The following is a 25,374-nucleotide window of genomic DNA, read 5'->3' as shown; positions in this document are numbered from 1 at the left end:
AATGTCCGCAGTCGTACAGGTAACACAGGGCGGCCCGAAGAGTTTCACGCCCACCGAGGTCATCCTCGGCGGCAAACTCGTCGAGGGCCGCGACAACGGCCGAGTCGGCCTCGCCGCCGCCAACAGTCTGCGAGTCCTTGGCGTATCCGTCACCGACGGTCAGAGTCCCGAGACCGCACAGGGCGGAACGACACTCGACGCGATCGGTCGACCGGTCATCAACGCGATGCCGATTCCCACCGTGATCTCTGTGGCCTACTCGGGTACCGAGGTCAAGGTCGAATACTCGGCCGCAGCCAAGTTCGGTGAGCACCTCGTTTCGACCGGCGCAGGCAAGGTCGGGCCAGCCGGTGCCGACCCGGACCCCCGAACCATCGTCGGCAAGTGCACCCAGCCCGCCGGAGTCGCGGCTAACGCCGTCGGCCTCATCCGGATCGCCTGACCCACCTCACACAGGAGAAAATCAACATGGCACCAAGAACTGTCGTGAGTTCGTCGGATGGCGCGGCGATGACAGTCGCCGACTTCCAGGCGAACCCAATGTTCATTCCCACCAAGCTCAAGAAGCTGCTCGAGAATCAGTTCATCGCGGAGGCGCTCCTGCGCAACGCCGGTGCGAACGTCTCGGGCATCTTCACCTACAACGAGGGCGACCCGACGTTCCTCCTCGACGACATCGACGATCTCGCCGAGTTCTCCGAGATTCCGGTCAGTGCTGCAGCGCGCGGCATCCCGAAGGTCGTGTTCTCGACCAAGAAGGGCAAGGGAATTCGTGTCACCCTCGACATGATTCGCAAGAATCAGATCGACGACGTCAACAAGCAGATCACCGCGCTGAAGAACTCGTTCATCCGCGCCAATGATCGCCAGATCAAGATGCTGTTCAACAGCATTCCCTCGTTTCCTGTCTCAACCGCATGGGACGTGGCGAACAGCCGACCGCGTCGGGATATCGCCGACGGCATCTTCGAGATCGCCAGCGCTGCGCCGACGATCGACGAAGGCGGCAGCGAGGACGAGGGCTACGAATTCGCGGCCGACACCATCGTCATCAATCCCGCGCTCAAGCCGATCCTGCTGGACAACGACGACCTGCTCAAGGTCTACCAGGGCAACATCGCCGACAAGAACATCGCCTACGTCGGCGCGCTCCCCGAGTCCATCTCGGGACTGCGGATCATCGAATCCCGCTCGTGGCCCAAGGACAAGGTTCTCTTGCTCGAGCGCCAGACCATCGGCTTCTACGGCGATGCACGGCCCCTCACCTTCACCGAGCTCTACGCCGAAGGCAACGGTCCGAACGGTGGACCTCGCGAGACGTGGCGTTCCGATGCCACGCAGGAACGCGGCGCCGCACTCGATCAGCCCAAGGCTGGCCTGTGGCTGACGGGAGTGACCACACCATGACCGCATACCAACTCGTTGCACTGCGCTTCGATCAGGTGATCAAGCGCAACAGCGAAGGTCGCCCCATCGAAGTGGTCAAACACCGCACCGGCTCTATCATCTCGCGCCTCGACCGTTCCGAAGTTGAGCGCCTACTCAAAGCCGGCGCCATCGTCCCCATCGACGACGACGACGAGGGCACCAACGCTGAGCGGGAGACGGCAGAGGCGGTCGAAGCTGCGGCCGAGGCGGAACGGATCAAAGCCTGGCTCTCCGCCGAAACGCAGTGGACCGAGCAGCAGTCCACCAAGACGGCCGAATCCGCACAGCCCCCGGCAGCACAGCCCTTGGTCCGCCCGAAGGCAGCTTCGACCAAACCGCTGTGGGAGGCCTACGCGACCGAGCGCGGAATCAACGTCGCCGGCCTCGATAAGGACGAGATCATCGCAGCTGTCGACGCTCTCGACGCGAAGTAGCGGGAGGGCGCGACATGACCGATTTCGCTGACAAGAATGACATCTCGAACGGTTGGCGCGCCCTCACTCCCGCCGAGGAGATCGACGTTCCCGCGAAGATCGCCGCTGTGTCGCACTGGATTCGGGAACGCAAACCCGAGTTGGCGACCGACCATCCGCAAGCAAAGTATGTGGTGGTCGACGTCGTCCGGTTCGCGCTGGGTACGGCGAAGTATGCCGGCCACAGTTCCTACTCACGGACTGTCGGCGGGGTGACCCGATCGGGAACCCTCGTCGACCCGGGTGGAACGTTGGTGATCACCGACTTCCACAAGGAGCTGCTCGGAATCTCGAAAGTCGCTGTCCCGCGGTGGAAGTTCGGAGATGGCGATGATGGATGAGCTTGGCAACCAAACAGTTCGCGTGATCAAGCGAGTTCGACTCAAGCGCGGAGTCATGAGCGATGTCACCGATGCCGAGTTTCCTGGCTGCTCAGTCCAGCCCGTGACATCAACCGACGGCGTTCCGATCGCCAAGTCGCAAAAGTGGGTCATCTACGCCCCGCTCGGGTTCCCGGAGTCGAACGAAAACGTCCTCGCCGTCGACGGCATTGGCGATCGGCTACACGTCGACGGCGATCTTCAGACGTGGTTCGACGACGACGGAATCGCGGACCACGTCTGGGGCCATCTAGTGAAGTGGAAAGGCGCTGGCAATGGCTGATCCGAAGCCAGGAACACTCAAGTTCACCTCGCGTGATGCGAAGGCGATCATGAAATCGAAAGCCGTCCAGGCTGCCACGAGTCGCGGCGCAGATCGAGGCATGGCTGCGTTCCGCCGAGCTGCCCGCGTCCCGGGTGGTACCGGAAACCTCGCGGCGAAGGTCCGCAAGGAACCTGCTGTCGGGCGGGACGGTCGCCCGGGCAAGCGCCTCGTCGCCTACTCCGAGGGCAATGCTCCAGCGCTGCTCGGCACGCGGCGCTCGCGCAGGGTTCGGGCGATCGCGGCGGCAGTGCAAGCGATCAACCGGGGAGGTCGGTAGATGGTTGTGCAAGTCGACGAGACGCTCTATCCGAACGTCGAGGACGTCCTCATGTCCTACCTAGCATCGCTGGCCGAGACGGACACCGAGCCGCCGGCCGACGACGACGGAATCGGAATACAGGTAAACAGGGTCGGCGGCAGCGACGACGGAATCACGGACTATCCGCGAGTGGTGATCACGTGCCATCACCCTGACCCTCGCGGCGCTTCGAAACTCGCGCGCCAGGTGCAACAGAGGATGGCAAACATCTCCGGCATCGACATCGACGTCGAGGACGAACCGAAACCGATCTGCGTCGACTTCTGCCGCACCGACACCCCGCCGGAATCCGAGCCGTACGAGAACCCGGACCAGCGCACCGAGGTCGCGTACTACGTCCTCGGATTGCAACGCCCGCGTCCGTAAATCACCGAAACACTTTCCAGCCCATCGGCGTCTGCCATGGGCTTTTTTCATTTGCCGAGGAGGCAACTCATGGTCAGCACACGAGTAGGCGAACTCGAAATCGCCCGGCATCAGCGTCAGCTGATCCTCAAGCCCAACGAGGCCCACATCTTCGGCTTCCCGATGTCCGTGGCCCCGGTTCAGAAAATCACCGAGGGTGTCGACGGCAAGCTCGCCGAGCTGCCCGTCGGCGCGTTCGACTTTGGACTCCTCAACAAGGAAGACGCGATCACGCTCTCTCGTGAGGTCGAGAAGTCCGACATCAACGCGATCGGTTACTCCAACCCGGTCAAGTCTGACTTCACTTCCGACATCTCCGGTATCAATTTCACCGGCCTCGAGACCAACCGCCACAACATCGAGAACAACCTCGGCATGGACCTCTCGGCGATGGTCGCCGACCCAGTCACCGGCGAGATTGCGTTCGACCAGGCAGCCATCGCGCAGATTCGTCAGCTGCGATACCTGCTGATCTCCAAGGCGAATTCCGGCGTCGACACCATCTACATCGGTCGCCAGTTCTACTGCGGCGAGGTCACGGAGATGGGCGAGCAGACCATCACCGACGGAGAAGGTGCGCTGACGTGGCCCACCGTCGTCAACGGCATGGTCGACACCGAGTTCGGCGTCTCGATCCGCCACCACTTCGCTGGTCCCGGCTGGCAGCGCGTCCTCGAAGATGCCGGATTCGCGGGTGGCCCCTTGGCCAATAGCCTGACGATCACCACGACATCGCTCCCCGCGGGCGTCGTCGGCACGCCGTACTCGCAGACCCTGCTCGCCACCGGCGGCAGCGGCGCGAAGACCTGGACCGTGAACTCCGGAACCCTCCCGGCCGGACTCGCCCTCTCGAGCACGGGCGTCATCTCCGGAACACCGACGGCCGCAGGCACACCGAGCGTCACCTTCAAGGTCACCGACAGCGGCGCCACCTCGGTCACCAAGGCACTGACGGTCACCGTCACCGCCTGACCCTCACACGCACCGGACAGGCGGGGATTGGCGGTCGACCGCCTGCCCGGTGTTTCCAGACCGCCCCACCGACCACCACCTCAAGGAGAAATCTCATGGGAACCATGCAAAGCGCAGACGATCCGAAGAACTATCAGCCGACGAGGCTCATCGCCCCAGACGGCCGAGGCTTCACTGCCAGTTCTCGTCGCGAACACAACGAACTCATCAGCCTCGGATACCGCATCGCACCGGCGGTCCCCGAAGAGTCGGCGCCCGCAGCTGTCGAGACGCCGTCGCCCGCCGAGGCATCGTCCGGCGACGTGCAGACAGTCGCCCCGGCGACCGCTGAGACCGCCGCGCCGTCGACGAGTCCCGCTGCTGCCACAACCGCTTCCGCCACTTCCGTCGCCGCTGCACCACGCGGCAAGGGAGCAACCAAGTGAGCGACCTCGACACCGACCGCACTGTCATCGACCCCAGGAGTATTCCCGTGAGCACATACGACGCTGATCGCACGCCCGACTACGACGACTCCGATGTCGTCAAGTTCGGCGGTGGAGAGTCCAAGAAGCCGTTCAAGTTCCAGATCGGCGACTCCCCCACCTTCCATGTCCCCGAGCCGGATTCGGACACTGTCATGGATATCGAGGAGGCCCGGACCACGCGGCAGGTGCTCAAGCTGTTCCTCGGTGAGCAGTACGAGGACGTCGCGGATTTCCTCGGGCCGCAGCACCCGGACAACCTGATCGACATCACGCGCGCGATGTCGCGATACTTCGGTCTCTTCGACGCCGATATCGCGATGAATCGCGCCGAAAAGCGTAGCCGCGCTCGCCGCGGCGGCTCTCGCCGCTGACGATGACCGCGAACGAAAACGGGCCGACGGACTCCTATTTCGAGATTCTTCTCGACGAGGCCGTCGGCCCGTTCTTCGTCACTGTCGGCAAAGGCATCGACCTCGTGCTCGACGTGCCGCTGGCGGACAGTGTCGCGGAACTCGACTCCATCGTCTCCGTGCACACCATGCTCGACACCCTCGTCGGAGAAGAGACGGCAGACACCATCGCCGAGGCGTACGCGCGACGCCCGATCAGCGATCTCGTCGACCTCGTGGACGACATCCGTGAGCACTTCGGGATCCTCGTCGCCCCGGATGCCGGATGGGCGTACCTGGTCGACGAGCTCAACAACTACGGCGTGGCGATCGAGCGCGAGCTGATTGACCACCGCCTCAACCTCTACGACTGGGTGCGCGATCACCGGAACACTCCGTGGAACAAGCTCTTTCGCATCCTGTCTCACCCGATCGACGGCGGCTACTACATCGGCGAAGTGAGCAGCGACATCAATCGCGCGAAGAAAATGCTCGAGAAGGAAGAGAAGGGCGAACTGCCCAAGCCGTCGCCACGCCCGTCGATCATCGGGTGGACCGCGCAGCGCGAACTTCTCACCGAATTCGTCGAGACTGCGCGTCGAATCGAACACGCCACCTATGCCGCGAGTCCGAAGTTCAAAGGCAAGGGCGGCAAAGCCCCCAAGAACTTTCTCCGGCCTCGCACCGCGCGCGACGTCGCAAAGGAATTGCGCAGCTTCGCCGATCACGACGAAATCGGCGCCCAAGTGCTCGGCGATCGCTACAAACCGATCCTGGCATAACCCCTACGGAGGTCTTTCATGCCCGCAATGCAGGGTGCCGAGACGTACATCAACGTCATGCCTTCCATGAATGGCTACTTCAAAAGGGTCTCCGCAGAAGTCAAGCGCAACAGGGTTACTCAGCATGTCGATGTCGAGTTCGATCAGCGTCAGCTCAAGAAGGCGAAGTCCGATCTCGACACCGCTGCAAAAAGCGCAGCCGACGCGAGACGTCGCGAATCTGCGGCCACTCGCGAGGCGGTCACCGCAGAGCGTCAACTGCAGGCCCTTCGCAACAAAGGCATTACCGACGCGAGCCGACTCGCCGCCGCAGAAGACAAAGTTGCGAAGGCGAAGACCAATAGTCGAGCTGCTGCCAATGCACTGAATGCCGCTGAGTCACAGCGCTCGACGGCGGGCGCTCGCGTCACTCGCATCGAGGCCAAGCTCGACAGCAGGCGAGCCGAGGCTGACAGCGAAACTCTCCTCCAGCGGATTACTTCGAAGTTCGAACGAGGCGGCCAGGAGGCGGGTTCGAAGTTCGCCGGCGGCGTCAGTGCAGCCATGAACTCGCACTCGCGCGGCAACGACGAGGGCCGCAGTTTCGCTGCCGGGTTCATCTCGGCACTCGGTAGCGGAATGCGCATGGCTGCTGTCGGTTTCACGCTCGTCAACGACGGGGCGCGCTCGGTCATCCGCAATGTCGGCATGGTGGCCACCGGTGTCGGCCTAGCGGCACGAGCACTGAAGGTCTTCAGCGCGGGACTGCTCGTCAGTTCCTCACTGCTGCGGGTCATGACCGGCGCCGGCATCGCACGACTTGCAGGCGTACTGCGCCTCGCCGCAGCTGCCGCCGGCATCCTCGCCCGCGATATCGCACGCGTGACCTCCGCTCTCCTGCTCATGGCAGCAGCTGCCAGGCTGGTCGGGATCCTGACACGCGTCGGCAAAGCCCTCGGGATGGTCACTGTCGGGTCTGCGGTTGCCCTCGGCGCCATGTCGGCGCTGGGTTCGGTTGTGTCGTCTTTCGTCACCGGGCCCCTGGTAGCAGGTCTGACCGCAGTGGCCGGCGCGATGGGCACTGTCGCCGCGGCTGCAGCGGGCATCCTCGGCCCAGCTATCGGCGTCGCGAAGATGGCATTCGCAGGTCTGTCCGCTGGGGCGAAGGCCTGGGACAAGTCTCAGAATGCGGTCGGTGCCTCGGCAACCAAGGGTGCGTCTGCACTCAAGGCCATCGAGAGCGCCAAGAAGTCGCAGGCCCGCACTGCCGAGCAGGGTGCGCGCCAGATCGTCTCCGCCGAAAAGCAGGTCGTCAAAGCACAGAAGGACGTCAAGGAGGCTCAGGACGAGGTCAATAAGGCGAGGCAGGAAGCCAAGCGAGACGCTGAAGGCTACGCCCGCACGCTCGCCGGCCTCGCTCTCGACGAGGAGAGTGCCTCGCTGGCGCTGGCCGAAGCCAAGAAAACTCTCCGCGAGACGAAGGCCGACCCCGATGCAGACAGCCTCGACATGTGGCGAGCGAACCTCGGTGTTCGCGAGGCACAGCAGGCTTACGACGAGATCAAGGCATCGAACGCGCAGCAGCGCGGGGAGATCGCCGACGCGCAGGCGAAGGGTATCGAAGGATCCGACCGTGTTGTCGAGGCAAAGCAGCGCGAGGTCGATGCGCAGGAGCAGCTGCAAGAGGCTCAGTCCGATCTAGCCCAGACGCAGAAGGATGTGGCGCAAGCCAACATCGACGCCGCAGAGGCGGTTGCGGATGCGTACGAGAGCATGGCCGAATCGCAGCAGTCGGCCGCATCCGGGGATGATCCGTTCGCCGCGATGATCGGGCAACGACTCGCACCGCTGCTCCAGGCACTGAAGAACCTCCGGGAGGAGATCACTGATCGCTTCAGTGGGGCGATGTCCGGTGCGTTCGTCAAACTCGGTGGACTGCTTGACCATCTGAAGCCGAGTCTCGGCGGCCTTGCCACGACGCTCGGTAACCTCGGCTCGCAGATCGTTTCGTCGATCTCGAGTCCGGCCGCACTGGCTGGCTGGGATCGGATGATCGACGGATCGAACCGGTTCTTCCAAAGCCTCTCGCAGGGCGAAAACGGTATCGGCTCTGTCTTTTCCGGACTGATCCAAGTCCTGGGCACGGCAGCGCAGACCTTCGCAGACAGCGGGGCCGGCATCAATGCCTGGCTGCTCGACCTCGGGGAGAAGCTACGGAACATCAGCGCCGACGATCTCCGGGGCACGTTCGACAGCGTCCGGCAGATCTTCCAGAACATCAGCGTGATCGCCGGTCCGCTATTCGATCTCTTCCGAGGATTCGGCTCGGAAGCGGCATCCGGTCTCGCACCGGGATTCTCGGCTATGGGTCAAGCGATCCAAGACTCGATTCCCGGACTCATGGACATGGCGCGCGAGCTGATGCCCGCACTCGGTCAGGCGCTCGTCAACCTCGCCCCAGTCCTTCCCGGACTGGTGGATGCGTTCTCACCGTGGGCGGACATTCTCGCTCTCGTCGCACCGCATTTGGCGACGGTCATCGAGAAACTGGTGCCGTTCGCGCCCTTGCTTCTCGGCATCATTACTGCCGTCAAGCTCATGGGTGTCGCGGTGACGGTGTGGAACGGCATCATGTTCGCCGCGTCGGTCGCGCAGGGCATCTTCGCTGCCGCAACGGGGCGGTCGAGTTTGTCGCTCGCAGGCAACACGATCGCTCTCGCTGCGCATCGAGTCGCGTTGATTGCGGGAGCAGTCGCACAAGGGGCGTGGAACGCGGTCACGAACCTCGGCATCATCGCGGCAGCGCGAACCGCCGCGGGATTCATTGCAAGCCGCGTCGCAATGCTTGCGAGCTCGGCAGCTACCGGCATCGCAGCGGCAGCGCAATGGGCTCTCAACGCCGCAATGACGGCCAACCCGATCGGCATAGTCATCGCCGTTCTCGCGGGACTGGTCGCGGCAGTTGTGCTCGCGTACAAGAACTCTGAGACCTTCCGGGGCATCGTGCAAGCAGCATGGCAGGGCATCCAAGACGCTGTGTCGTTTGCGTGGAACAACATCATCAGTCCCGTCCTCGGATTTTTCGGCGACAAGATCGGCGAAGTCGGACGCGTCGTGTCGTTCTTCTACGACAACGTCGTGAAACCGTACTTCGAGCTCGTCGGCACCGTGATTTCAACGGTGGTCGACGGGGCGAAGCGCGCGTTTTCCGCCTTCACCGACGCCCTCGGCAGTGTTGGAAATTTCTTCTCCAGCACCGTCGAAGGAATCGATAACAAGTGGTCGAGCCTGCGCGGTCTCTTGGCCAAGCCGATCAACTTCATGATCAACACGGTGTGGAACGACGGCATCCTCAAGGCCTGGAACATGGCATCGGGATTGCTCGGGATGGAGCCAACGTCACGGCTTCCGTCGATTCCGGAACATGCCACTGGCGGGCGCATCAAGGGGCCGGGCACAGGCACCTCCGACGACGTCCTGATGTGGGGCTCGAACAGCGAGCACATGGTGACCGCAAAGGAGGTCGAGCGCGCAGGCGGACACAACGTCGTCTACGCGATCCGCGACATGATCATGCGCGGCGTCCCGTTCACGTGGGACGGCGGCAACCTCATTCGCGAGATGGGTCGCGACAACCTCAACGCCTACGGCGCTCAGGTGGCTGCGAAGGGTCTCGGGAACGTCGACCCGCAGGGAATGTTCGACTGGCTTCTCCCGAAGTACAAGGACGGCGGCGAAGTTCGTGCCGGCGCACCGTGGGAGAAGGCACTCGAGAACGGTCACCGTGCCGCGAAGATGCGCAACGGCAATCCGTACACGTGGGGCTTCGAGGACTGCTCGGGCTACATGTCTGCGATCGCCGACGCCATCCTCAACGGCGGTGACGGTAAGTGGACCTGGGCGACCGGTTCCTTCCCGAATGGTCAACCATTCGTGCCGGGTCTCGGCAAGGGCTTTTCGGTCGGTGTGCACGACAACCCGGGCGGACCTGGTGGTGGACACACTGCCGGCACCCTCACCGGTATCGGGCAGTACGCCACCACTAACGTCGAATCCGGTGGCGCGCACAACTACGTCGCCTACGGCGGGCCGGCAGCGGGCGCGGACAGTAGCCAGTTCGTCGGCGTCCGTCCGGGTCAGTACCACCTTGCTATCGGCCCGGACGGCTCGTTCGAGTCGGCCGGCCCCGGTGGCGGCGGTGGGCCGAGTCCTGATCAGAAGCGCTCGTTCCTGCAGAGCAAGATCGCGGACACCTTCGATTGGGTGCTCAATCCGATCAAGGACGGGATCGCCGCGGCGATCGGAACCCCACCGCCCGAAGCGCTGGGCATCCCAACGTCATTCCTGAACAAGGGTCGCGACATGACCGCGGGGTATCTCGCGGACAAGACCCTCGACCTCGGGGACATGCTGTCCTCGGCCTGGGACAAGGCGAAGGATTTCGCCCTCTTCCGGGACACCGGTGGCTGGATCCCGAACGGGCTCTCTGTCGTTCGGAACGAGACAGGCAAGCCAGAGGCGGTGCTGAACTGGGATCAGCTGCAGATGATCCGAGACGTCCTCGGCCGCATCGGTTTCGGCAACACCGACAAGGTTGCCGAGCCCGGTCAAGATCCGGGGCCTGTCGACTGGGGTGGAGTCGGCGCACAGATCGGGACCTCGCTTCTCGCGGAATGGGGTAACGACCTCCTTGGTATGGCTGGGATCTCCAAGCAGTTCGAGGGGATGAAACTCGTCGACGAGTACGGGCGCCGATCCGATCAGGCAGGTGACCGTAACGAAGCGAGCTTCAACGACACCCCGACCTCACCGGAGGAGTCCGCACCTGCGCCGACCGGAGGTACTACGCCTCCGACCGCACCGCAGCCGCCCGCACAGGTGACCCCGGCGAGTCCGGCTGCGCCGATGACGGTCGTGGACAAGGTCAAGGCTGCGTTCAAGCCGTACGGATGGGACAGCGGCGAGCAATGGGCCGCTGCCGACTGGATCATCGGCAAGGAATCGAGCTGGAATCCGCTCGCACGCAACCCATCTTCGGGAGCATTCAGTCTCTTCCAGTTCCTCGGTTCGACCAAGGATCAGTACCTTCCGGACGAGAATCCGGATCCTTACATCCAGGGACAGGCCGGTGCGAAGTACATCAAGGACCGCTACGGCGATCCGATGGCGGCGAAGTCCTTCTGGGAGAAGAACAACTGGTACGACCAGGGCGGTCTCGCATTCGGTAAGGGCTTCATGCTCAAGAACGTCATCCATCCCGAGCGAGTCCTCTCGCCTCGGCAAACGGAGGCATTCGAGGAGCTGGCCCCGATGCTCAACCGACTGCAACTCGCCACAACCGCACCGGGTGACGTCATGCCCGAATCGGCACGCAGCGCACTCGAATTGGCACCAATGCGGGGCGGTCCTACCTACAACATCACGGGAAGGGTGGATCGAGAAACCATGAGCGAAGTAGGTATTCACGAGCGCCAGTCCTCGCGCACGTACGGATCGAGGAACCGATGACCGATCTTCGGCAGTCGATCTCGATCCGTGGTGTCAATGGCGCGGACTGGGCACTCGGTGGGCCTGCTCGAACCGCCAAGGACGCGTGGATCACCGGGGGGCTGAATGGCTTGTTCCAGGAAGCCCCCCGGACCCCGACTCGTACGTCGCGCGCGTACGAGATCGGGTCCACACCTCGGATGGTCAAGATCGAGGAACGCCTGTTGGACTTCCGGGTTCGTCTGGAGGGACTCACCCGGCGAGACTTTGAAGAGTTGTTCGCGGCGTGGAAACGTTCGTGGTCGATGTACGCCGATACCGAGTTGTTCACCAAGTCGGAAGTATTCGGAACACGCAGCCTCAAGGTGCGGCTCGATCGGGTGATGGCGCCGGACATGGAGCACTACTCCATGCAGTCCACGAAGATCGAAATCGAAATGGTCGTCGTGGCCTGCTGGCCGTTCCTCAAATCCGGTATCGACACACTTGAGTGGAACTTCCCGGCCGGAACCAATACGCACCAATTCGAAATCCACAATCCGACGGACGTGCCGTTGTGGATGGAGTGGGGCGGAACGCCGATGACCGCGGCGAAACTTCCGGATGCGTTGTCCGGCCGGATGGTTCCCATCAAGGCGCAATCCAACGTGTGGAAGGTCAGAACGCGCGGCGGCATCGAGCAGCTCTCGTCGTCCAATCACACGAACGAGCTGAAGACATTGCAGGGTCTGAGTTTCTTATACGAGATCCCGCCGAACACACCGCCGACACTGCTGCCGGTAGAGATCACGGCGGCGGTGCCCGGAACGCTGCGGGCGATCATGCCTCGCTATCACGAAATGCCTTGGGGGTGAGTCATGCCGGTCTATAACCTCGACGAAGGCCTGCAGGTCATCGACGACCAGTACGAGCATGACCTCGCTCAAGCAAACGCACGTCCCCGGGTCAGCATTCGAGACAAGTTCCTCGAACTGGTCGGGGACGTGTGGGGCGAGGACGATGGATCTCGTGAGGTGATCTGCAACGAAGCCGGCGAAGCGTCGGTCACGATCCCCGCTGAGGATGAACTCGCGCAGTGGTTGATCGAGCAGCCCAAGGACGCCGACATCTTCCTCGTCTTCGAATCTGAATACGAGCGGGAGTGCTACAAGGTTTTCGACATCGAGCTCGAAACCGACGAAACGGGTATCACTTTCGTTCGCCCCGTCGGTTTGCACATCTTCGACGAGACGAAGCACCTGCAGTGCTGGCCGAACACGATGTCGACGATCCTCGTGCAGACCCCGAAGGTTGACCTACAGTTCGGCAACTCCATCAAGGTCATCAAGGGATTCGCACACCGGAACCTGTTGCGCGAGCAGCAACGCAGCTGGATTCCGCACTTCGATATCTGGAACGCGGCGAATTGGCGCGCGAACTTCGACAGTTCGAAGTGGCCGATGGTGATGATCCCGTACATCGCCGAACGTGACGGCGTCGCAGAGTGGACAGCCCTCGGATCGAGGATGGACAACTTCTACGACCTGATCAAGCTGACTCTCGAAGACGGCGGATTGCAACTCACGGCAAAGCTGTGGCTTCCCGGCGACCCGCAACCGTGCCCGACACACTTCACGCTCAACCGCCCGACTATCGTCTTCGACGTCATTCGCCGCTCCGTCGCCGCAGGTATTACGGGCACGATCTTGGATCCGATTCGCGATCTGCTCCGGATCATCAAGCCGGACGGTACATCCGAGACCGTCACGATCGCCGACCCGAACAACAACCCGAGCACGATCGGCCCGGACGATCCGTACATCATCCTCCGCAAAGGTCAGTATCTCGGCCTGCGATCGAAGATGACCATCCACAAACCGCTCGAGCACACGATTACCACGGGCGGGAAGAGCCCGGACGCAATTAACCAAGGTGCAAAGCTCGTTTCGAACATCCTGCTCGGGTTGCTCGGCAGCTTGATCGGACTCCCATGGCTCACCCTCGGCATCTTCGACAAGACCGTCGAAGACGTCATCCTCGCCTGGGCGATCTTCACCGACCAGGAACGCAAAGCAGCCATGGGTCCGTACGCACACAAGTCCGGATTCGAAACCGGTGGCGGCGTGGCGGTCTCACCATCAGGGCTGCAGACCGGCCGCGTCGGACTACACAAGGCCCGCGGCTACGTCTCCTTCGCTGCCGACTTCGACGACGGCAGCGGCGGCTTCTACATGGGACGTCACATCGAGATCGGGATTCGTTGCGGATTCGAGATCGGTGATCGGATCTGGCTGTCCAACATCGCATCCGGCAAGCAGTCATGGTCACGCACCGTCGCCCCGTTCTGGGCCCTCTCGGTCGGCGACTACCGCGCGGCCGAGCCGAACGGCACGAAAGCACTCCGACACATGGAAACAACCATGGGCGCACTACGTCAGATTTCGAGCGCCACCTGACCCGAGAGGACATCAGTGGACACGTCACAGAATCTCAGTCCTGAACTGCACGAGGCACTTCCCGCGGACATGCATCCCTACGCATACGTGTTCATGCACCCGACAATGCAGAACACTGAACCGAAGTTCGAACCGGACGAGATGAATGATCTCGCTGTGCATCTCGAGAAGCTCGGGTTTCGTCCCGTCGCCGACTGCATGATCCGATACGAACTGCCCGCCAGTGGCCCGGTTCATCCACACAACCCGAGCAAGTGGGTGCCCAAGACCAAACCGCGCGCGAAACCGTTACCCACGGTCGCCGATCGAATCGTCGCGCAGCTCGACCAACTACCCGAAGATCAGCGCGCCCAAGTCGTGGCACGGATGGTCGCCGAACAACCCGAAGAGGAATCGTGACACGCACCTTCACTCGCGCGCAGGTCGACGCAACCCGCGCCTATATCTGGACGAAAGACTGGCTTCCCTACGCGTACGGCGGTTCGGGCAATCCCGGCGGAGATTGCAGCTGGTTCGCATTCGCGGTCGCCGCCCATATTCAGGGCATGCAGGCCAATCGGCGCTACGGCTCCACTGAGAACTGCAACCGCCCTGGAGCCTTCGGCGCATCCGCCACCGGCGACGCCACAAGACTGGGCCTCATCCACGCCCGCAACAAGGCCGACGTGCCGCCGAACGCACTACTCAAGCTCGGCTTCATGCACGGCGGGGGCGGGTACGACTCGCACGTCGCAGGCACATTCGATGGTTTGAACTTCGAATCTCGCGGCATGTACATGGGCCGCTCCGGACATGTCGTCGCAGCGTCCGCGCGAGCATGGAACGACACACTGTTCCATGACTTCTGGTACCTCGACGCGACTGTTGGCGCGGGCGATCCCGACGCCTTCCCTCTGTCATCCGGCTGGTTCTACGGACCACTCGACGGCCCCGAGGAATCGGTATCCGGCGAGGCAGGCGAACCGGCCTATCAGATCGCCGGAATCAAGCACATGCAGGCGAAGCTCGCTATCCCCCAGACGGGCAAATGGCGAGATGCGCAGTCTGCGATTGCAGCCCTTCAGCGCACCGATCCCGCGCTGACACCCGACGGAACTGTCGGACCCAAGACCTGGGCGCTGATCATGCGCCTGGGCTCGACGCCCACACCGAATCCAGGAGGCCCCGTGGCACTCTCGTACGAACAGCACACTGCCCTGCAGTGGGGTCAGTCCGAACCCGTTCGGCAGATCGTTCATCCCGACAACGTCAAGGTGAAAGAGGGCGAGATGTGGCCCCGCGCCGGCCTTGCCGACGTCTGGAACGAAACCGTTTGGGACGGATACAAGTCCCACGTCGAGAACGACGATCGCACCGGCTCCCTCATCTTCTGGGTGCTCGAAGCTCACCGCGAGGCGTTCGAGTCCAAAGCACTTCTCGCATCACTCCAAGCCCGGTTCGCATCGGGCGACACCCGTCAGCAGCCCACCGCTGCGCAGGAAGGCTGAATCATGGCTGAATCGAAAGCAATCATCACCGTCGGCGCCGAAATCGTGGGCGTCCGGACGATCAACTCGAAAGCCTTCTGGCTGGATCTCCTCGATCGCACCGGAAAGACTTTTATCCAGACGTTGCTCATCTTTCTCGCCGGCGGGGCAACCATCGCATCCGTCTCGTGGACAACCGCAATGTCCTCGGCCGCACTCGCAGCGCTGGTCTCGTTCCTGATCGCACTGTCGACGTCGACGGCGCTCACCTCTGGGAACTTTGTCATCGACCTGGCCGATCGCGTCGGGCGCACCTTCGTCAGTGCGCTCGTCGGCGCTATACCCGCAACCGGAACACTCTCGGATATCAACTGGCGCGACGCACTGACCCTCGCAGCAACGGCGGCGCTCGTCTCCGCACTGACCTCGATAGCCTCGAGCAACTTCGGATCCACCAAGGGGCTACCATCCCTCGCGCCCGTCAAACCTGAGCCGATCGCCATCGACGGCACGCCCGAGCAGGTCACCGATACCGAGATCCCAAGCGGCAATGTGGCATACGACGCCGAGGACACTGCCGGCCAGCATCGTCGCACCGACGGGAACTGACCGTGCTCGGTGCGCGGTTGACTGCCGCGACAACCGGGATAATGCATGTCACTGTCGGTCTCCTCTATATTGGCCCCGAAGAACTCGTTCGTAGACCACTGCTACCGGGGCAAGTCTCGGCAGTGGTCTACATCGAGGGCATCGGACCCGTGTGGACTGTCACCTTCGTCATCACCGGGCTCTACCTCATCGGTGCCGCGGTGCGGAAAAAGGGCTTCGTCCCCGGACATATTGCAGCCGCAGGTATCTGGGGACTGTACGGAGGAGCGATCTTGATCTCAGCCCTACTGACCGAACCGCCCGTGCCCGTCCTCGCTGGAACCATTGCGTCATTCGTCGCACTCTGGCATGTCGCAACAGCACGCGGATGTTCCGAACGGGGGCTCAGATGAACCCTGATCTCATCGCGGCGATTGGTGGCGTGATCACCGCTTCCGGGCTCGTCCTCACCGGCATCCTCGGCACCAGGTCGAAGGTCAAGCTCGACGATATCGACCGACTGAACGACGAACTGGACGAAGCCCGAGCCGATCTCGCCAAAGAACGGCAGGACCGCGCCGTCGACCGGGCGTCGCAGCAGGCTCGACATGACACCGAAATCGCCCACCTCGAAGGTCGCGTTGCAACGCTGACCGGGCAGCTGGACGCACGAGATCGCACCATCAACAAGATCGACCGCCTGGTCCTCGTCATGCGAACCCATATCGCGCGACTGAACCGCAGGGTTGTCGACCTCGGTCACGAGCCCCCGCCCCGCCCGCCCGAGATGGATGAATAGGGAGGTTTGACGTGACTTCACCCGATGGCTGGTCCAGTGGCACCCCGAACACAGGCTGGGGCGACATGGGCGATATGGCGAATGCGTACGGAACCGAGATCCTCGGTGTCAAGCAGCAAGTCGAGGACCAGGGCGAACTCATCCAGGTCTACGGCCAGCAACTAATAGACCTCGAGAACGTCACCCGCACCGGAGTGACGACCCCGTCCTACGCATCGGCCGGTGGTCGCGACCTGATCTCGTTCCCGGATGCGATGATGCAGATCGTCGACACATACACCGATACCGGTAACTGGGACTCGACCGTCCCTGCATACAACCCAGACAAACGCGCAGCCGAGTTCGCCTTTATGCGAGGTGGTTTGGACAGGGCAACCCCACTGCAAGTCCTACGAATCATCACGGGATCGGATTCAGGTCTATTCGGCATCGATGCCTGGTATCTCGGCATATACGGCTACGACCAGCCGAACAACCGAATGCTCAAAATCTGGGACTCCGGCGACATCAAAGCGATCCTGGTTGATCAGCGAAAGCGCTATCACATTGCGACAGGGCTCAATCTCATGGCGGAGCCCGACCAGCTCTTTGCAGTCGCATCGCTGCAGATCGCGCCAGGTTTGGCGCAGAAGACCCGTGGGCATGGTGCGATTAAGTTGACCAACATCTCCGAGCAAGCCGGAACGGTCCCACAGGCGCGACATGCACGGTTGGGCAACCAATCTTCTCTCCCCGCAGCAGTTTCCATGAGCGCATTCGAGTACGACAAACGCCGACTGATGTGGGCCGCATTAGGGGCATCGACATCATGATGATCGATGGAAAGCTCTGTGTCTCCGCTGAAGAAGTAGCGGAGTTCGCCGCACCTACGCTCACTCCAGATCTCGGCCCGATCGCACCACACCTTTGGCTGATCGAATTGTCTACCGGCGCAACACAGGTAGTTCGATCCGCTGACTACGACAATCTGCCGGATGGCTGGGCGCTGCTGATGACCGGTCCAGAACCCGATTGGGTCGCGCAGTGGAGTGGCGACTGGCAACGCGCGTGCGACGAACAGATCAACCCACTACTCGCCGACGCGAGTGATGAGATAGGGCAGGTGAACTGATGGGTTCGATTATCAAAGAAGACTTCACCGATATCGCGGTCGCTGGTGTCGAGGTTGTCGTGTCGTTCTCCGCCGTTCCGGTGCGTCCGAAGTCGGGCACTACCGGATTGATCACCCCGAAACCAGTTGCCGTTCGGGCGGTCAATGGCCAATTGGCCTCCCCAGCCCTGGACGGCGGACCTGGGCGCATTCTTATCGAGGCCGGTTCGTGGGTGCAGTCCTATGACGTCGTCTTTCCGGTCGATGGAGTGCATCGACTGCGGGATTTGCTTGAGGACTACGAGACTCCCGACCCGCCGGTCGTCTCACTCGTCAAGCAATACCGAGACGAAACCCAAGAGGCGCGTGACATCGCAGTCGCAGCCGCAGAAGGTGTTGCTGGCGTGGGTGAGGACCTGGAGCAGATCGCACAAGATCGAGCGGCGGCAGAAGCGGCTCGAGATGCAGCTCAAGGGTTCGCCAGCAATGCGAGCGAGTCACGCGGACTCGCTGCGACGGCGGCAGTATCCGCCGGCGACTCCGCCACTCTCGCGGGTCAGCACGAGACTGGCGCAGCAGGCTATGCAAGCGCCGCTTCCGGAAGTGCGACAGCAGCAGAAGAGTCGAAAACTACTGCTGCACAACACAAGGAAGATGCAGAGACTGCAGCGGATCTCGCGGTCTCGACAGCCGCGGGTATCCAGGATGTCGCAGCCGACGCCGCCCAGGTTGCTGCCGATCGGATTGCAGTCGCAGATGACCGAACTGCCGTCGCTGCTGGTCGACAGGCGACTGTCGATGCAAAGAATGGCGCACTCGCCGCACAGGGCAGCGCCGAAGATGCTCGAGATGGCGCGGCTGAGACCAAAACTGCGGTCGACAACACCAAGACCGCAATCGACGCGACGCTGGACGCATACGGCACGCAGTTCACTGCGGACAAGAATGCGGCACAGCAAGCCGTTGTCGACGCGACAACCCAGGCCAACCGGGCTGAGTCCGAAGCGGATCGCGCAGAGCAGGCAGCGGACGACATTGCGGCCGGCGCGGTGGCGGACAACGCCGTCTCGACGGTGAAGATTCAGAACGGCGCGGTCATCAAGGAGAAGACGTCGACCGCGGTGCAAACCTCGCTCGACAAAGCAGACATGTCGGTGCAGGAGGGTGATTCGCGTCTGACGAACGCTCGCCCGCCGACCGCTCACTCCCACGCAGTCGCGGACGTCACCGGGCTGCAGGGTGTGCTCGACGGCAAAGCACCGACATCGCACACACACGCCGAGGGTGACGTGACCGGCCTGACCGCGAAGCTCGCCACGAAGGCGGATCTCGACGGCGCCGGCAAAGTGCTCGCCGCACAGCTTCCCGCGGTCGCACTGACTGACTTCCTCGGCGCAGTCGGAACCCAGGCCGCAATGCTCGCTCTGACCGGGCAGCGCGGCGACTGGTGCACGCGCACGGATCGCGGCACCGACTGGCAGCTCATCGCAGAACCTTCGTCGACCTTGGCGAACTGGCGCGAGAAGACCTACCCCGCTTCCCCGGTCTCGTCGGTGAACGGCAGGACAGGTGCGGTCGACACATCCTCGGCGGACATCACCGATGCGACGACGGTGGGGCGCAACGTCCTGAAGGCTGCCGATGCTGCCGCTGCCCGCACTGCGATCGGTGCGGGCACTGGCAACGGGTCGTCCAATCTTGCGATCGGAACGACATCGTCGACGGCGATGCGCGGCGACGCGAACCAGTTCGTGACCGTCCTACCGACGACAGGCCAGATCACGGGCGTCATTTACCACGTGACGGAGTAGCCAATGCCTGGATACAGCTGGACTGGCAGCGCATGGAAGAAGGTTCTGCGCAAAACGATGTGGACCGGGAGCGCATGGAAGGACATCAAGTCGTCGCATCGCTGGACAGGCTCGGCATGGGAAACGATTTACTCGTCGTTCATGCCCTCCGGGATGACCAAGAATGCTTCGGCGCAGAACTGGACCGGGGCCGCCACGACTCAGGTGACTGGCATGGTCGCCGAGTCCGGATCCACCCTGTTAGGTAGTGCGCTAACGCCAAACGGGTCGAAGACGGGCGCACCGGTCAATGCCCAGGTGGCCATCTCGAACACCAACTTCATGTCCAGCATCACCGCCGAGCTCCGCAAGAACGGCACACTCGTTCCCGGCGGCACGGTCACCGTTTCGACTATCTCGGCGGCGACGGCAATATTGACCATTCCCACGCGGGCGGTTGACGTTGTCGGGACTGATCAGTTCACGATCTGGATCACTCCGAGCGGCAGTACTGGTGGCACGATCGCGGCAGGTGTGAACACCTACGTCCGCATCGCCTGACACCACGACAAAGCCCCCAACCTCATCGCGAGGTTGGGGGCTTTTCGTTGTCTGTGAAATTTGCACTAATCAGTCCATGAACGAGCGCGATTGATAACATTCGCGGACCGCAACGAGGAAATGTGAGGGTGGCTTCGGTTGGAGATAGAAGATGCTCGGCTTGAAGTCGATCAGCGAGTAGTTGCCCGTCTGTGGAACTGGACCCCTGACGCCTTGAGAGACAATGCTCGCAAGGGGTTCAAGGCTGAAGCAGCCGAAGGTCTGGATCCCACAGGGTATGCGGTCTCGGTATTTGCCAAAACGCGCGCACCGGGCGAGTCGATTTCGAGCTTCCTCGATCGCGTTTGTGAAGAAATCCGTGAGTATCGTGTCGCGAAGTGGGTCGCACTGGTTCCAGAAGAGGAGTTGGTCGACGCTGGCTTTCGGATCAATCTCAACGAACCTCCGAAGGACCACTACGACATACCAGTAGGATCAGAAGAAGATAGTCTTCGCGTGGATGACTTGTCGCGCGTATTTGGGACGTACAACCGGAGGAGGATGCCGAAATGAGTGAGATGACCAGGGTGAACGCCTACCTGCGGACTCGCGTCTTCGCGCTTCCTGCCACTGTGACCGTCGCGATCGACCCCAACAGTTTTCATCCCTCGGATCCGGCAATCACGGTTGCTGAAATCGAGGATGCAAACGGAGCGCTCAATCCAGGTGACGAGGTCTTGGCTGTTCAGCGAGGTGAAGACGGCGATCCTGATTTCGTGGGAACGGCAAGTGTGACCAAGGTTCTTGACCAGCATGGACTGATCTACCTCGCGGTGGACTGGAACAGTTTCCACTCCGGTGATGCGTTCTCAAATCGCGCCATCAAGAAAGTGTCTGCGCCGAGGCGTCGACCCAATCGGCTGTTTACGCAGATATCCTCGCACGAACTCCTGGCCGTATGAGGATTGCTGCCGCGTTCCTTGCCACGCACGTGACAATGCCCGAGGGTTCCGGCATCCTCAACGTCCTCGATGCCGGCGTGACGTGGATCGACAGGCCAACATACCCAGCGCCGCTCGACCTCTATCTCGCGCTCCTTCTGGCTGCAACGCCGGAAGAGTACGAACGCACCCTGGAGATGGAAATCGAGATTCGTTCAGTCGATAGTGACGACGTTGCCAAGCCCGGTCTTCGGGTGGCGCACCTGAAAGGTCAGTTCCAGCCCACACTTAATTCGACCGCGCGAGGCGACTCGTTTGGCGCACTTGTGCCACTGGTCGCGGATTTCGGTGCGGTAGACATCCCGTTCCATGGTCACTACCGGATAAGCATTTCGGCGGCAGACGCTGAAGCGACGGTTGAGTTTCAAGCTCGGTCCGACAGTCAGTAGCCCGCGAATATCTGCAACGAAAATGCCCTCGACTTCACACCGAAGTCGAGGGCATTTCTGCTTCACGCGCCGATCAAAATTTTGCCGATCGGGATCGAGGTGCAGGGCGGGGCCGAGCTGGTCTTCCCTTACCCTCCCGACCCCGCGCGAGAGACTGTAGGCGTGGGCACCGACAAACTCAGTTCGGGCCGAATTGCCCGTACACTCCCGAAGGCAGACCAGCGAGGTAGTCGCGGTTCTGCTGGTCAGCTCGGGCAGCAATCTCGGCACTACGCGCACGGGTCGCGAGTTGGCGACGCCAAACAAGTATGAACGCCGTCGATCCGCCCGTTGCAATCCAGACGAGCGAGCCCATGTACAGGGTTTGCGATAGGCAACCGAGCAGGCCGATCAGACTTGTGCAGAGCGCGAACCACAACCAGAAGACACCGCCCTTCAAGCGATCGAACGCCCCCACAAGCTGATCGAACCTGTTCACCCGCACACTCCTCACCTTCAGCGAGACCGGGGCGGCCGACCGCCATGCCCCGGCCGCTCCGCCTGCCACTCGTCAACCGTCTTCTCGGACCATCCTTGGTGCGTCCCGCGTGGGATCGTCCCGTCGTCGTTGATCGGTCCGATCGTCACGTCCGCTTCGGGCAGGTTGTATCCGCTCAGCGTTGGATCTGCCACGCCGATACGTTCAGCGATCTGACGCTTGGACAGGTACCGAGCAGTCTTACGCGGTGCCATGTCGACGCCTCGCGTTGTTGATCGACCATGCCCCGATGCCTGCCCAGATTGCCCACATGGCGAGCATTGGCGTGCTGTACGCCGTCACTGTGAGCACTCCCAAGATCACGCCCGATGCTGCAGTTGCCTGCACGCCGCGATCTGCGATGTATGCGTTCATCATGTTCCCTTTCTCGACTTGAGTGGATCGGTGAGATGATGTGGTGGGGAACCTGCCCGCGACCTTCGGGCAGGTTCCCTCTCACTTAGTCATCGTCCTTGTTGCGATCCTGCCAGGTCTGGATTGCCTGGAGCACGAGACTCGCACCTGCGATGACGAGAGCGACCACATCGGTCCTCATCGAACCTCCTCTCTTTAGTTGTTGCCTTGCCTCTCGGCCTGACAAGAATTAATATACCGCATCGAACGGGACAATACAACCGTTTCGAACGGGAAATTGTTTCTCGATTTCGCTTGTGTCGCAGCAGTTTACGATGTTACGATTTCGGCACAAGTTCAGAGACTGGCTCACAGACTCACCGAGCAAGCCGACAGAGCGTCAGACGCGGGCAGATCGTCATGAGGGTAATGACCCGGGATCACGGTAGAAACGAGAGACAGCCACACACCAACCCCCGAGCAGCCCTCGGGGGTTCTCTATTTCAGGCAGCAAAAAGCCCCCACCTGCGCGAGGTGGGGGCTTTTTGTCGTTTCGAAAGGTTGGTCAACCGGCTCAGTACGCTGCGTTTGCGCCGTACTCTGCCTGCTCAGGCGTGTAGCCCTCGAACTCCAACTGTTCGATCAAGCCGGACTTGGAGAACGACGTCATATCGAGGTACTTCTTGGCGCTCAATGCGGCTTGCTTGTTCCAGTCCGCATCGAGGCTGTCGACCGCATAGGTTGCATCTTCAGTCGAGAAGCCTTCGAATTCCAGTTGTTCAATCAGGCCGCTGCGAGAGAAGGCGGTCATGTCGAGGTATCGCTTTGCCGACTTTGCGGCGTTCTTCTGACTCGCACTGACCTGGGGGGCGGCCGGTGCGGGCGCAACCGTCGTAGTGGTCGCGGGCGCTTGTGCGGGAACCTCCACAGGGGTGGTTACATCCACTGTGGCAACAGGCTGACTGGTGGCGCTCGATGCAGCTGACGCTGCGTCCTCTTTCTTGTCCTTGTCGCCACCGCCAGCGATCGCAGCGATCACAAAGATCACGACGACGATGCCAACGATCCACGGCCACTTCTTCGCCTTCTTCTTGACCGGCTCGGGCTGCTGCGGCGGCTGGTAACCACCGGGAGGCGGACCATACTGTCCCGGCTGAGGCTGTCCATAGGGTTGCTGCGGCTGCTGCTGGCCGTAGGGCTGATTGGGATCCTGACCGTATGGCTGGTTCGGATCCTGCGGCGGCTGTGTCATTGTGCGTTCCTTCAAGTCTGTTTGCTCGCGCGTTACCTGGCGAGTGTTTAGATATCAAACCAGACGGACCGGACGTAACGGGAAGATCGGTCGGATTATGCGGCAGTCGCATCTTTTGCGGGCTTCCATCGACGCACGGTCGCCTCACTGATGCCGACCTTCTGTGCGATTGCCCGGCCGCTGAGCTTGCCCTCGGCGAGTAGGTCGAGCACTCGCTGACGCACGTCGACGTCGGGCTGCGCGTCAGCCTCCGGATCGGGCGCGTCGGTCGGCGCAGTGACCGCGACGAGCTGTGCAAGCATCGGGGAATCCGACGCGTCGCCAGTTGGCGCAACTGATAACTCAGAGTTATGAGTTGCGTCGCCGGGGTCGCATGCGTCGGGGGATGGCGCAGCGTCTACCTGCGGTGACGCATGAAGTGCGTCGGCCCGCTCGGCGTCCTGTCGCACTCTGGCGCGAACAACGGCGAGGTGCGTCATGGCGAGTGCTGCGACCGGGGGCACGACTGCCACAACGGCCGCGACGCCTGGGTGCACTGGCCCCGCCGGCAATAGCGCGTGCGCCGCGTTCCCGACGACGCTCGCCGCTGCGGCGCACCCGAGCAGAGTCCACGCGTACCGACGCGCGTCATGCCGACCGAAGGTCACGACGGCGCGCGTCGCGGCGAGGATCAACCCATCGACGACGAGAGGCCACGCGGCCGCCTGGTGCGGCCCAAGTCCGGCGCGCGACGCGAGGTCGGCGAGAGCGGTGTAGCTGATCCATAGGCCGAGCGCCGCGAGCGCATAGGTCAGAGCAGCGTCGAATCGTGTGACCTTCATGCGTTGCACTCCTCGCGCACGGTTCGGTGTCCGCGGGCCTTGCAGGCGCATCGTCGGACCTGTCCGCCGGTTTCGATCCATCCGTTGGGGTCGCAGTCGCCGCACGATGCCCAAGCGGTCTCGGTCGACCTGTGCGGTCGCGGCATCTCTTTCCACATCGGAATCCACCCGGACGCAAAGCGCGTCGGGTTTACGGGGTTGTGCAGCCCCTTGGCATGCGCGAGCAGCTTGCCCGCTCCGTGGGTCTCGACCAGCTCGGCGATCGCAGCGACGTTCTGAGGCTTCAGGTATCGCCAGGTCGCGGTCAGGCCTGACCTCTGGCTCGCTGCGGCCAACTCGTCGACGAGGGCCAACTGCTCGGTGCTGGGTTGCTTGATCTTCGGAGGATCGACCACCACCACCGACTCTGGCACCGCATCGGCACGTCGGAGGCTCGCCTTGCATGACGGTTGGTTGGTGTTAGTCCTTTGTAGATCAATCCTTGGTAGAGCGCCTGGACTTCCGGCGACCGGGTCACCGACGACCGGATTCTCAGGCGTCGGGGAATCGTCTCGGTCGGCGGGAATCTCGTAAACCGTGGACATGGTCGCCCACTGGCCCGTTTCCGGATCCTGCATCTTTACGCGCACGAGGTATCCGAGGTCTGCCAGCTCGCGCATCGCCGACCGGACAGCGTCTCGGCCGTCCTTGTCCGACTGTGCAGCGATCGACTCCGACCGCGTGCGCCAATCGACAGGCTTGGACAGGAGCCAGATCAGAACGCCGCGGGCTCGGAAGCTGAGCCGAGTGTCGTTGACGACCTCGTTGCTCAGGATGGTGAACTTGTCGGCTCGTCGCGGACCGCGACGGATACCGCCCTGGGGGTGAGCAAAGGTAAGCTGATGCACGTTCGACTCCTCAATAGTCGGACAGCGGCTCGTCGAGAG

Annotated in this window: 32 protein-coding genes; 26 read left to right on the top strand and 6 right to left on the bottom strand. The window is 62.3% G+C overall.

The annotated features are described in order from the left end of the window. Position 1 precedes the first annotated feature (1 nt). The 26 genes from QM716_RS15745 to QM716_RS15620 all read left to right on the top strand — a co-directional run bounded on the left by QM716_RS15745 (position 2) and on the right by QM716_RS15620 (position 21,504). Positions 2-442 carry a hypothetical protein gene (locus tag QM716_RS15745; protein WP_283304979.1) on the top strand — a complete coding sequence of 147 codons (441 nt, stop codon included), beginning with the start codon at positions 2-4 and terminating at the stop codon, positions 440-442. A gap of 26 nt (positions 443-468) precedes the next feature. Further along, positions 469-1,407 carry a phage major capsid protein gene (locus QM716_RS15740; protein WP_283304978.1) on the top strand — a complete coding sequence of 313 codons (939 nt, stop codon included), beginning with the start codon at positions 469-471 and terminating at the stop codon, positions 1,405-1,407. Continuing rightward, positions 1,404-1,862, top strand: a complete 459-nt coding sequence (locus tag QM716_RS15735; RefSeq protein WP_283304977.1) for a lipase chaperone — start codon at positions 1,404-1,406, stop codon at positions 1,860-1,862. The genes QM716_RS15740 and QM716_RS15735 overlap by 4 nt, the downstream gene beginning before the upstream one ends. Before the next feature lie 14 nt (positions 1,863-1,876). Beyond that, positions 1,877-2,242 carry a Gp19/Gp15/Gp42 family protein gene (locus QM716_RS15730; RefSeq protein ID WP_283304976.1) on the top strand — a complete coding sequence of 122 codons (366 nt, stop codon included), beginning with the start codon at positions 1,877-1,879 and terminating at the stop codon, positions 2,240-2,242. Continuing rightward, a complete protein-coding gene (locus tag QM716_RS15725) occupies positions 2,232-2,564 on the top strand; it encodes a hypothetical protein (RefSeq protein WP_283304975.1) in 333 nt (110 codons plus the stop codon). The genes QM716_RS15730 and QM716_RS15725 overlap by 11 nt, the downstream gene beginning before the upstream one ends. Next, entirely contained in the window at positions 2,557-2,883 is a 327-nt protein-coding gene (locus QM716_RS15720; protein ID WP_283304974.1) for a hypothetical protein, read from the top strand. The genes QM716_RS15725 and QM716_RS15720 overlap by 8 nt, the downstream gene beginning before the upstream one ends. Next, positions 2,884-3,291 (top strand): hypothetical protein, encoded by a 408-nt coding sequence (locus QM716_RS15715; protein ID WP_283304973.1) that lies wholly within the window; start codon positions 2,884-2,886, stop codon positions 3,289-3,291. A 69-nt stretch (positions 3,292-3,360) separates the two neighbouring features. Then, complete coding sequence (locus tag QM716_RS15710; protein WP_283304972.1) at positions 3,361-4,302, top strand: Ig domain-containing protein; 942 nt, start codon at positions 3,361-3,363, stop codon at positions 4,300-4,302. A gap of 95 nt (positions 4,303-4,397) precedes the next feature. Further along, on the top strand, positions 4,398-4,727 hold the full coding sequence (locus QM716_RS15705) for a hypothetical protein (RefSeq protein ID WP_283304971.1): 330 nt from the start codon (positions 4,398-4,400) through the stop codon (positions 4,725-4,727). A 47-nt stretch (positions 4,728-4,774) separates the two neighbouring features. After that, entirely contained in the window at positions 4,775-5,140 is a 366-nt protein-coding gene (locus tag QM716_RS15700) for a hypothetical protein (protein ID WP_283304970.1), read from the top strand. A 2-nt stretch (positions 5,141-5,142) separates the two neighbouring features. Further along, on the top strand, positions 5,143-5,940 hold the full coding sequence (locus tag QM716_RS15695; protein WP_283304969.1) for a hypothetical protein: 798 nt from the start codon (positions 5,143-5,145) through the stop codon (positions 5,938-5,940). 18 nt (positions 5,941-5,958) lie between these two features. Further along, positions 5,959-11,427 (top strand): aggregation-promoting factor C-terminal-like domain-containing protein, encoded by a 5,469-nt coding sequence (locus QM716_RS15690; RefSeq protein ID WP_283304968.1) that lies wholly within the window; start codon positions 5,959-5,961, stop codon positions 11,425-11,427. Next, complete coding sequence (locus QM716_RS15685) at positions 11,424-12,260, top strand: hypothetical protein (protein ID WP_283304967.1); 837 nt, start codon at positions 11,424-11,426, stop codon at positions 12,258-12,260. Before QM716_RS15690 ends, QM716_RS15685 begins: the two co-directional genes overlap by 4 nt. A 3-nt stretch (positions 12,261-12,263) precedes the next feature. Continuing rightward, on the top strand, positions 12,264-13,841 hold the full coding sequence (locus tag QM716_RS15680; protein WP_283304966.1) for a Gp37-like protein: 1,578 nt from the start codon (positions 12,264-12,266) through the stop codon (positions 13,839-13,841). Between the two features lie 15 nt (positions 13,842-13,856). Further along, the gene (locus QM716_RS15675; RefSeq protein ID WP_283304965.1) at positions 13,857-14,240 is read left to right on the top strand and encodes a phage gene 29 protein family protein; all 384 of its coding nucleotides are present in this window, start codon (positions 13,857-13,859) and stop codon (positions 14,238-14,240) included. Further along, positions 14,237-15,328, top strand: coding sequence for a hypothetical protein (locus QM716_RS15670; RefSeq protein ID WP_283304964.1), 1,092 nt, complete (start codon positions 14,237-14,239; stop codon positions 15,326-15,328). The genes QM716_RS15675 and QM716_RS15670 overlap by 4 nt, the downstream gene beginning before the upstream one ends. Before the next feature lie 3 nt (positions 15,329-15,331). Then, on the top strand, positions 15,332-15,916 hold the full coding sequence (locus QM716_RS15665; protein WP_283304963.1) for a holin: 585 nt from the start codon (positions 15,332-15,334) through the stop codon (positions 15,914-15,916). A gap of 17 nt (positions 15,917-15,933) precedes the next feature. Next, on the top strand, positions 15,934-16,308 hold the full coding sequence (locus QM716_RS15660) for a hypothetical protein (RefSeq protein ID WP_283304962.1): 375 nt from the start codon (positions 15,934-15,936) through the stop codon (positions 16,306-16,308). Further along, a complete protein-coding gene (locus QM716_RS15655) occupies positions 16,305-16,694 on the top strand; it encodes a hypothetical protein (RefSeq protein ID WP_283304961.1) in 390 nt (129 codons plus the stop codon). The genes QM716_RS15660 and QM716_RS15655 overlap by 4 nt, the downstream gene beginning before the upstream one ends. An 11-nt stretch (positions 16,695-16,705) precedes the next feature. Beyond that, entirely contained in the window at positions 16,706-17,506 is an 801-nt protein-coding gene (locus QM716_RS15650; protein WP_283304960.1) for a hypothetical protein, read from the top strand. After that, on the top strand, positions 17,503-17,805 hold the full coding sequence (locus QM716_RS15645; RefSeq protein WP_283304959.1) for a hypothetical protein: 303 nt from the start codon (positions 17,503-17,505) through the stop codon (positions 17,803-17,805). The genes QM716_RS15650 and QM716_RS15645 overlap by 4 nt, the downstream gene beginning before the upstream one ends. Further along, positions 17,805-19,595 carry a hypothetical protein gene (locus tag QM716_RS15640; RefSeq protein WP_283304958.1) on the top strand — a complete coding sequence of 597 codons (1,791 nt, stop codon included), beginning with the start codon at positions 17,805-17,807 and terminating at the stop codon, positions 19,593-19,595. The genes QM716_RS15645 and QM716_RS15640 overlap by 1 nt, the downstream gene beginning before the upstream one ends. Before the next feature lie 3 nt (positions 19,596-19,598). Beyond that, the gene (locus tag QM716_RS15635; protein WP_283304957.1) at positions 19,599-20,135 is read left to right on the top strand and encodes a hypothetical protein; all 537 of its coding nucleotides are present in this window, start codon (positions 19,599-19,601) and stop codon (positions 20,133-20,135) included. A gap of 138 nt (positions 20,136-20,273) precedes the next feature. Further along, positions 20,274-20,687 (top strand): hypothetical protein, encoded by a 414-nt coding sequence (locus QM716_RS15630; RefSeq protein WP_283304956.1) that lies wholly within the window; start codon positions 20,274-20,276, stop codon positions 20,685-20,687. Beyond that, complete coding sequence (locus QM716_RS15625) at positions 20,684-21,076, top strand: hypothetical protein (RefSeq protein ID WP_283304955.1); 393 nt, start codon at positions 20,684-20,686, stop codon at positions 21,074-21,076. Before QM716_RS15630 ends, QM716_RS15625 begins: the two co-directional genes overlap by 4 nt. Then, positions 21,073-21,504, top strand: a complete 432-nt coding sequence (locus QM716_RS15620; protein WP_283304954.1) for a DUF6941 family protein — start codon at positions 21,073-21,075, stop codon at positions 21,502-21,504. Before QM716_RS15625 ends, QM716_RS15620 begins: the two co-directional genes overlap by 4 nt. A 178-nt stretch (positions 21,505-21,682) precedes the next feature. Here the strand turns inward: QM716_RS15620 and QM716_RS15615 are convergent, their stop codons facing one another. From QM716_RS15615 to QM716_RS15590, 6 genes are all read right to left on the bottom strand, one after another. Further along, positions 21,683-21,982 (bottom strand): hypothetical protein, encoded by a 300-nt coding sequence (locus QM716_RS15615; RefSeq protein WP_283304953.1) that lies wholly within the window; start codon positions 21,980-21,982, stop codon positions 21,683-21,685. A gap of 17 nt (positions 21,983-21,999) precedes the next feature. After that, a complete protein-coding gene (locus tag QM716_RS15610) occupies positions 22,000-22,236 on the bottom strand; it encodes a hypothetical protein (RefSeq protein ID WP_283304952.1) in 237 nt (78 codons plus the stop codon). Beyond that, entirely contained in the window at positions 22,223-22,399 is a 177-nt protein-coding gene (locus QM716_RS15605; protein ID WP_283304951.1) for a hypothetical protein, read from the bottom strand. The genes QM716_RS15610 and QM716_RS15605 overlap by 14 nt, the downstream gene beginning before the upstream one ends. Positions 22,400-22,949: 550 nt before the next feature. Further along, positions 22,950-23,627 carry an Ltp family lipoprotein gene (locus tag QM716_RS15600; protein WP_283304950.1) on the bottom strand — a complete coding sequence of 226 codons (678 nt, stop codon included), beginning with the start codon at positions 23,625-23,627 and terminating at the stop codon, positions 22,950-22,952. A gap of 95 nt (positions 23,628-23,722) precedes the next feature. Continuing rightward, on the bottom strand, positions 23,723-24,448 hold the full coding sequence (locus QM716_RS15595; protein WP_283304949.1) for a DUF2637 domain-containing protein: 726 nt from the start codon (positions 24,446-24,448) through the stop codon (positions 23,723-23,725). Then, the gene (locus QM716_RS15590; RefSeq protein WP_283304948.1) at positions 24,445-25,335 is read right to left on the bottom strand and encodes a helix-turn-helix domain-containing protein; all 891 of its coding nucleotides are present in this window, start codon (positions 25,333-25,335) and stop codon (positions 24,445-24,447) included. The genes QM716_RS15595 and QM716_RS15590 overlap by 4 nt, the downstream gene beginning before the upstream one ends. Positions 25,336-25,374: the final 39 nt, after the last annotated feature.

Origin of the sequence: Rhodococcus sp. IEGM 1409 (assembly GCF_030056735.1) — a bacterium.
Taxonomy (GTDB): Bacteria; Actinomycetota; Actinomycetes; order Mycobacteriales; family Mycobacteriaceae; genus Rhodococcus_F.
This window is presented reverse-complemented; position numbering and strand designations above follow the sequence as displayed.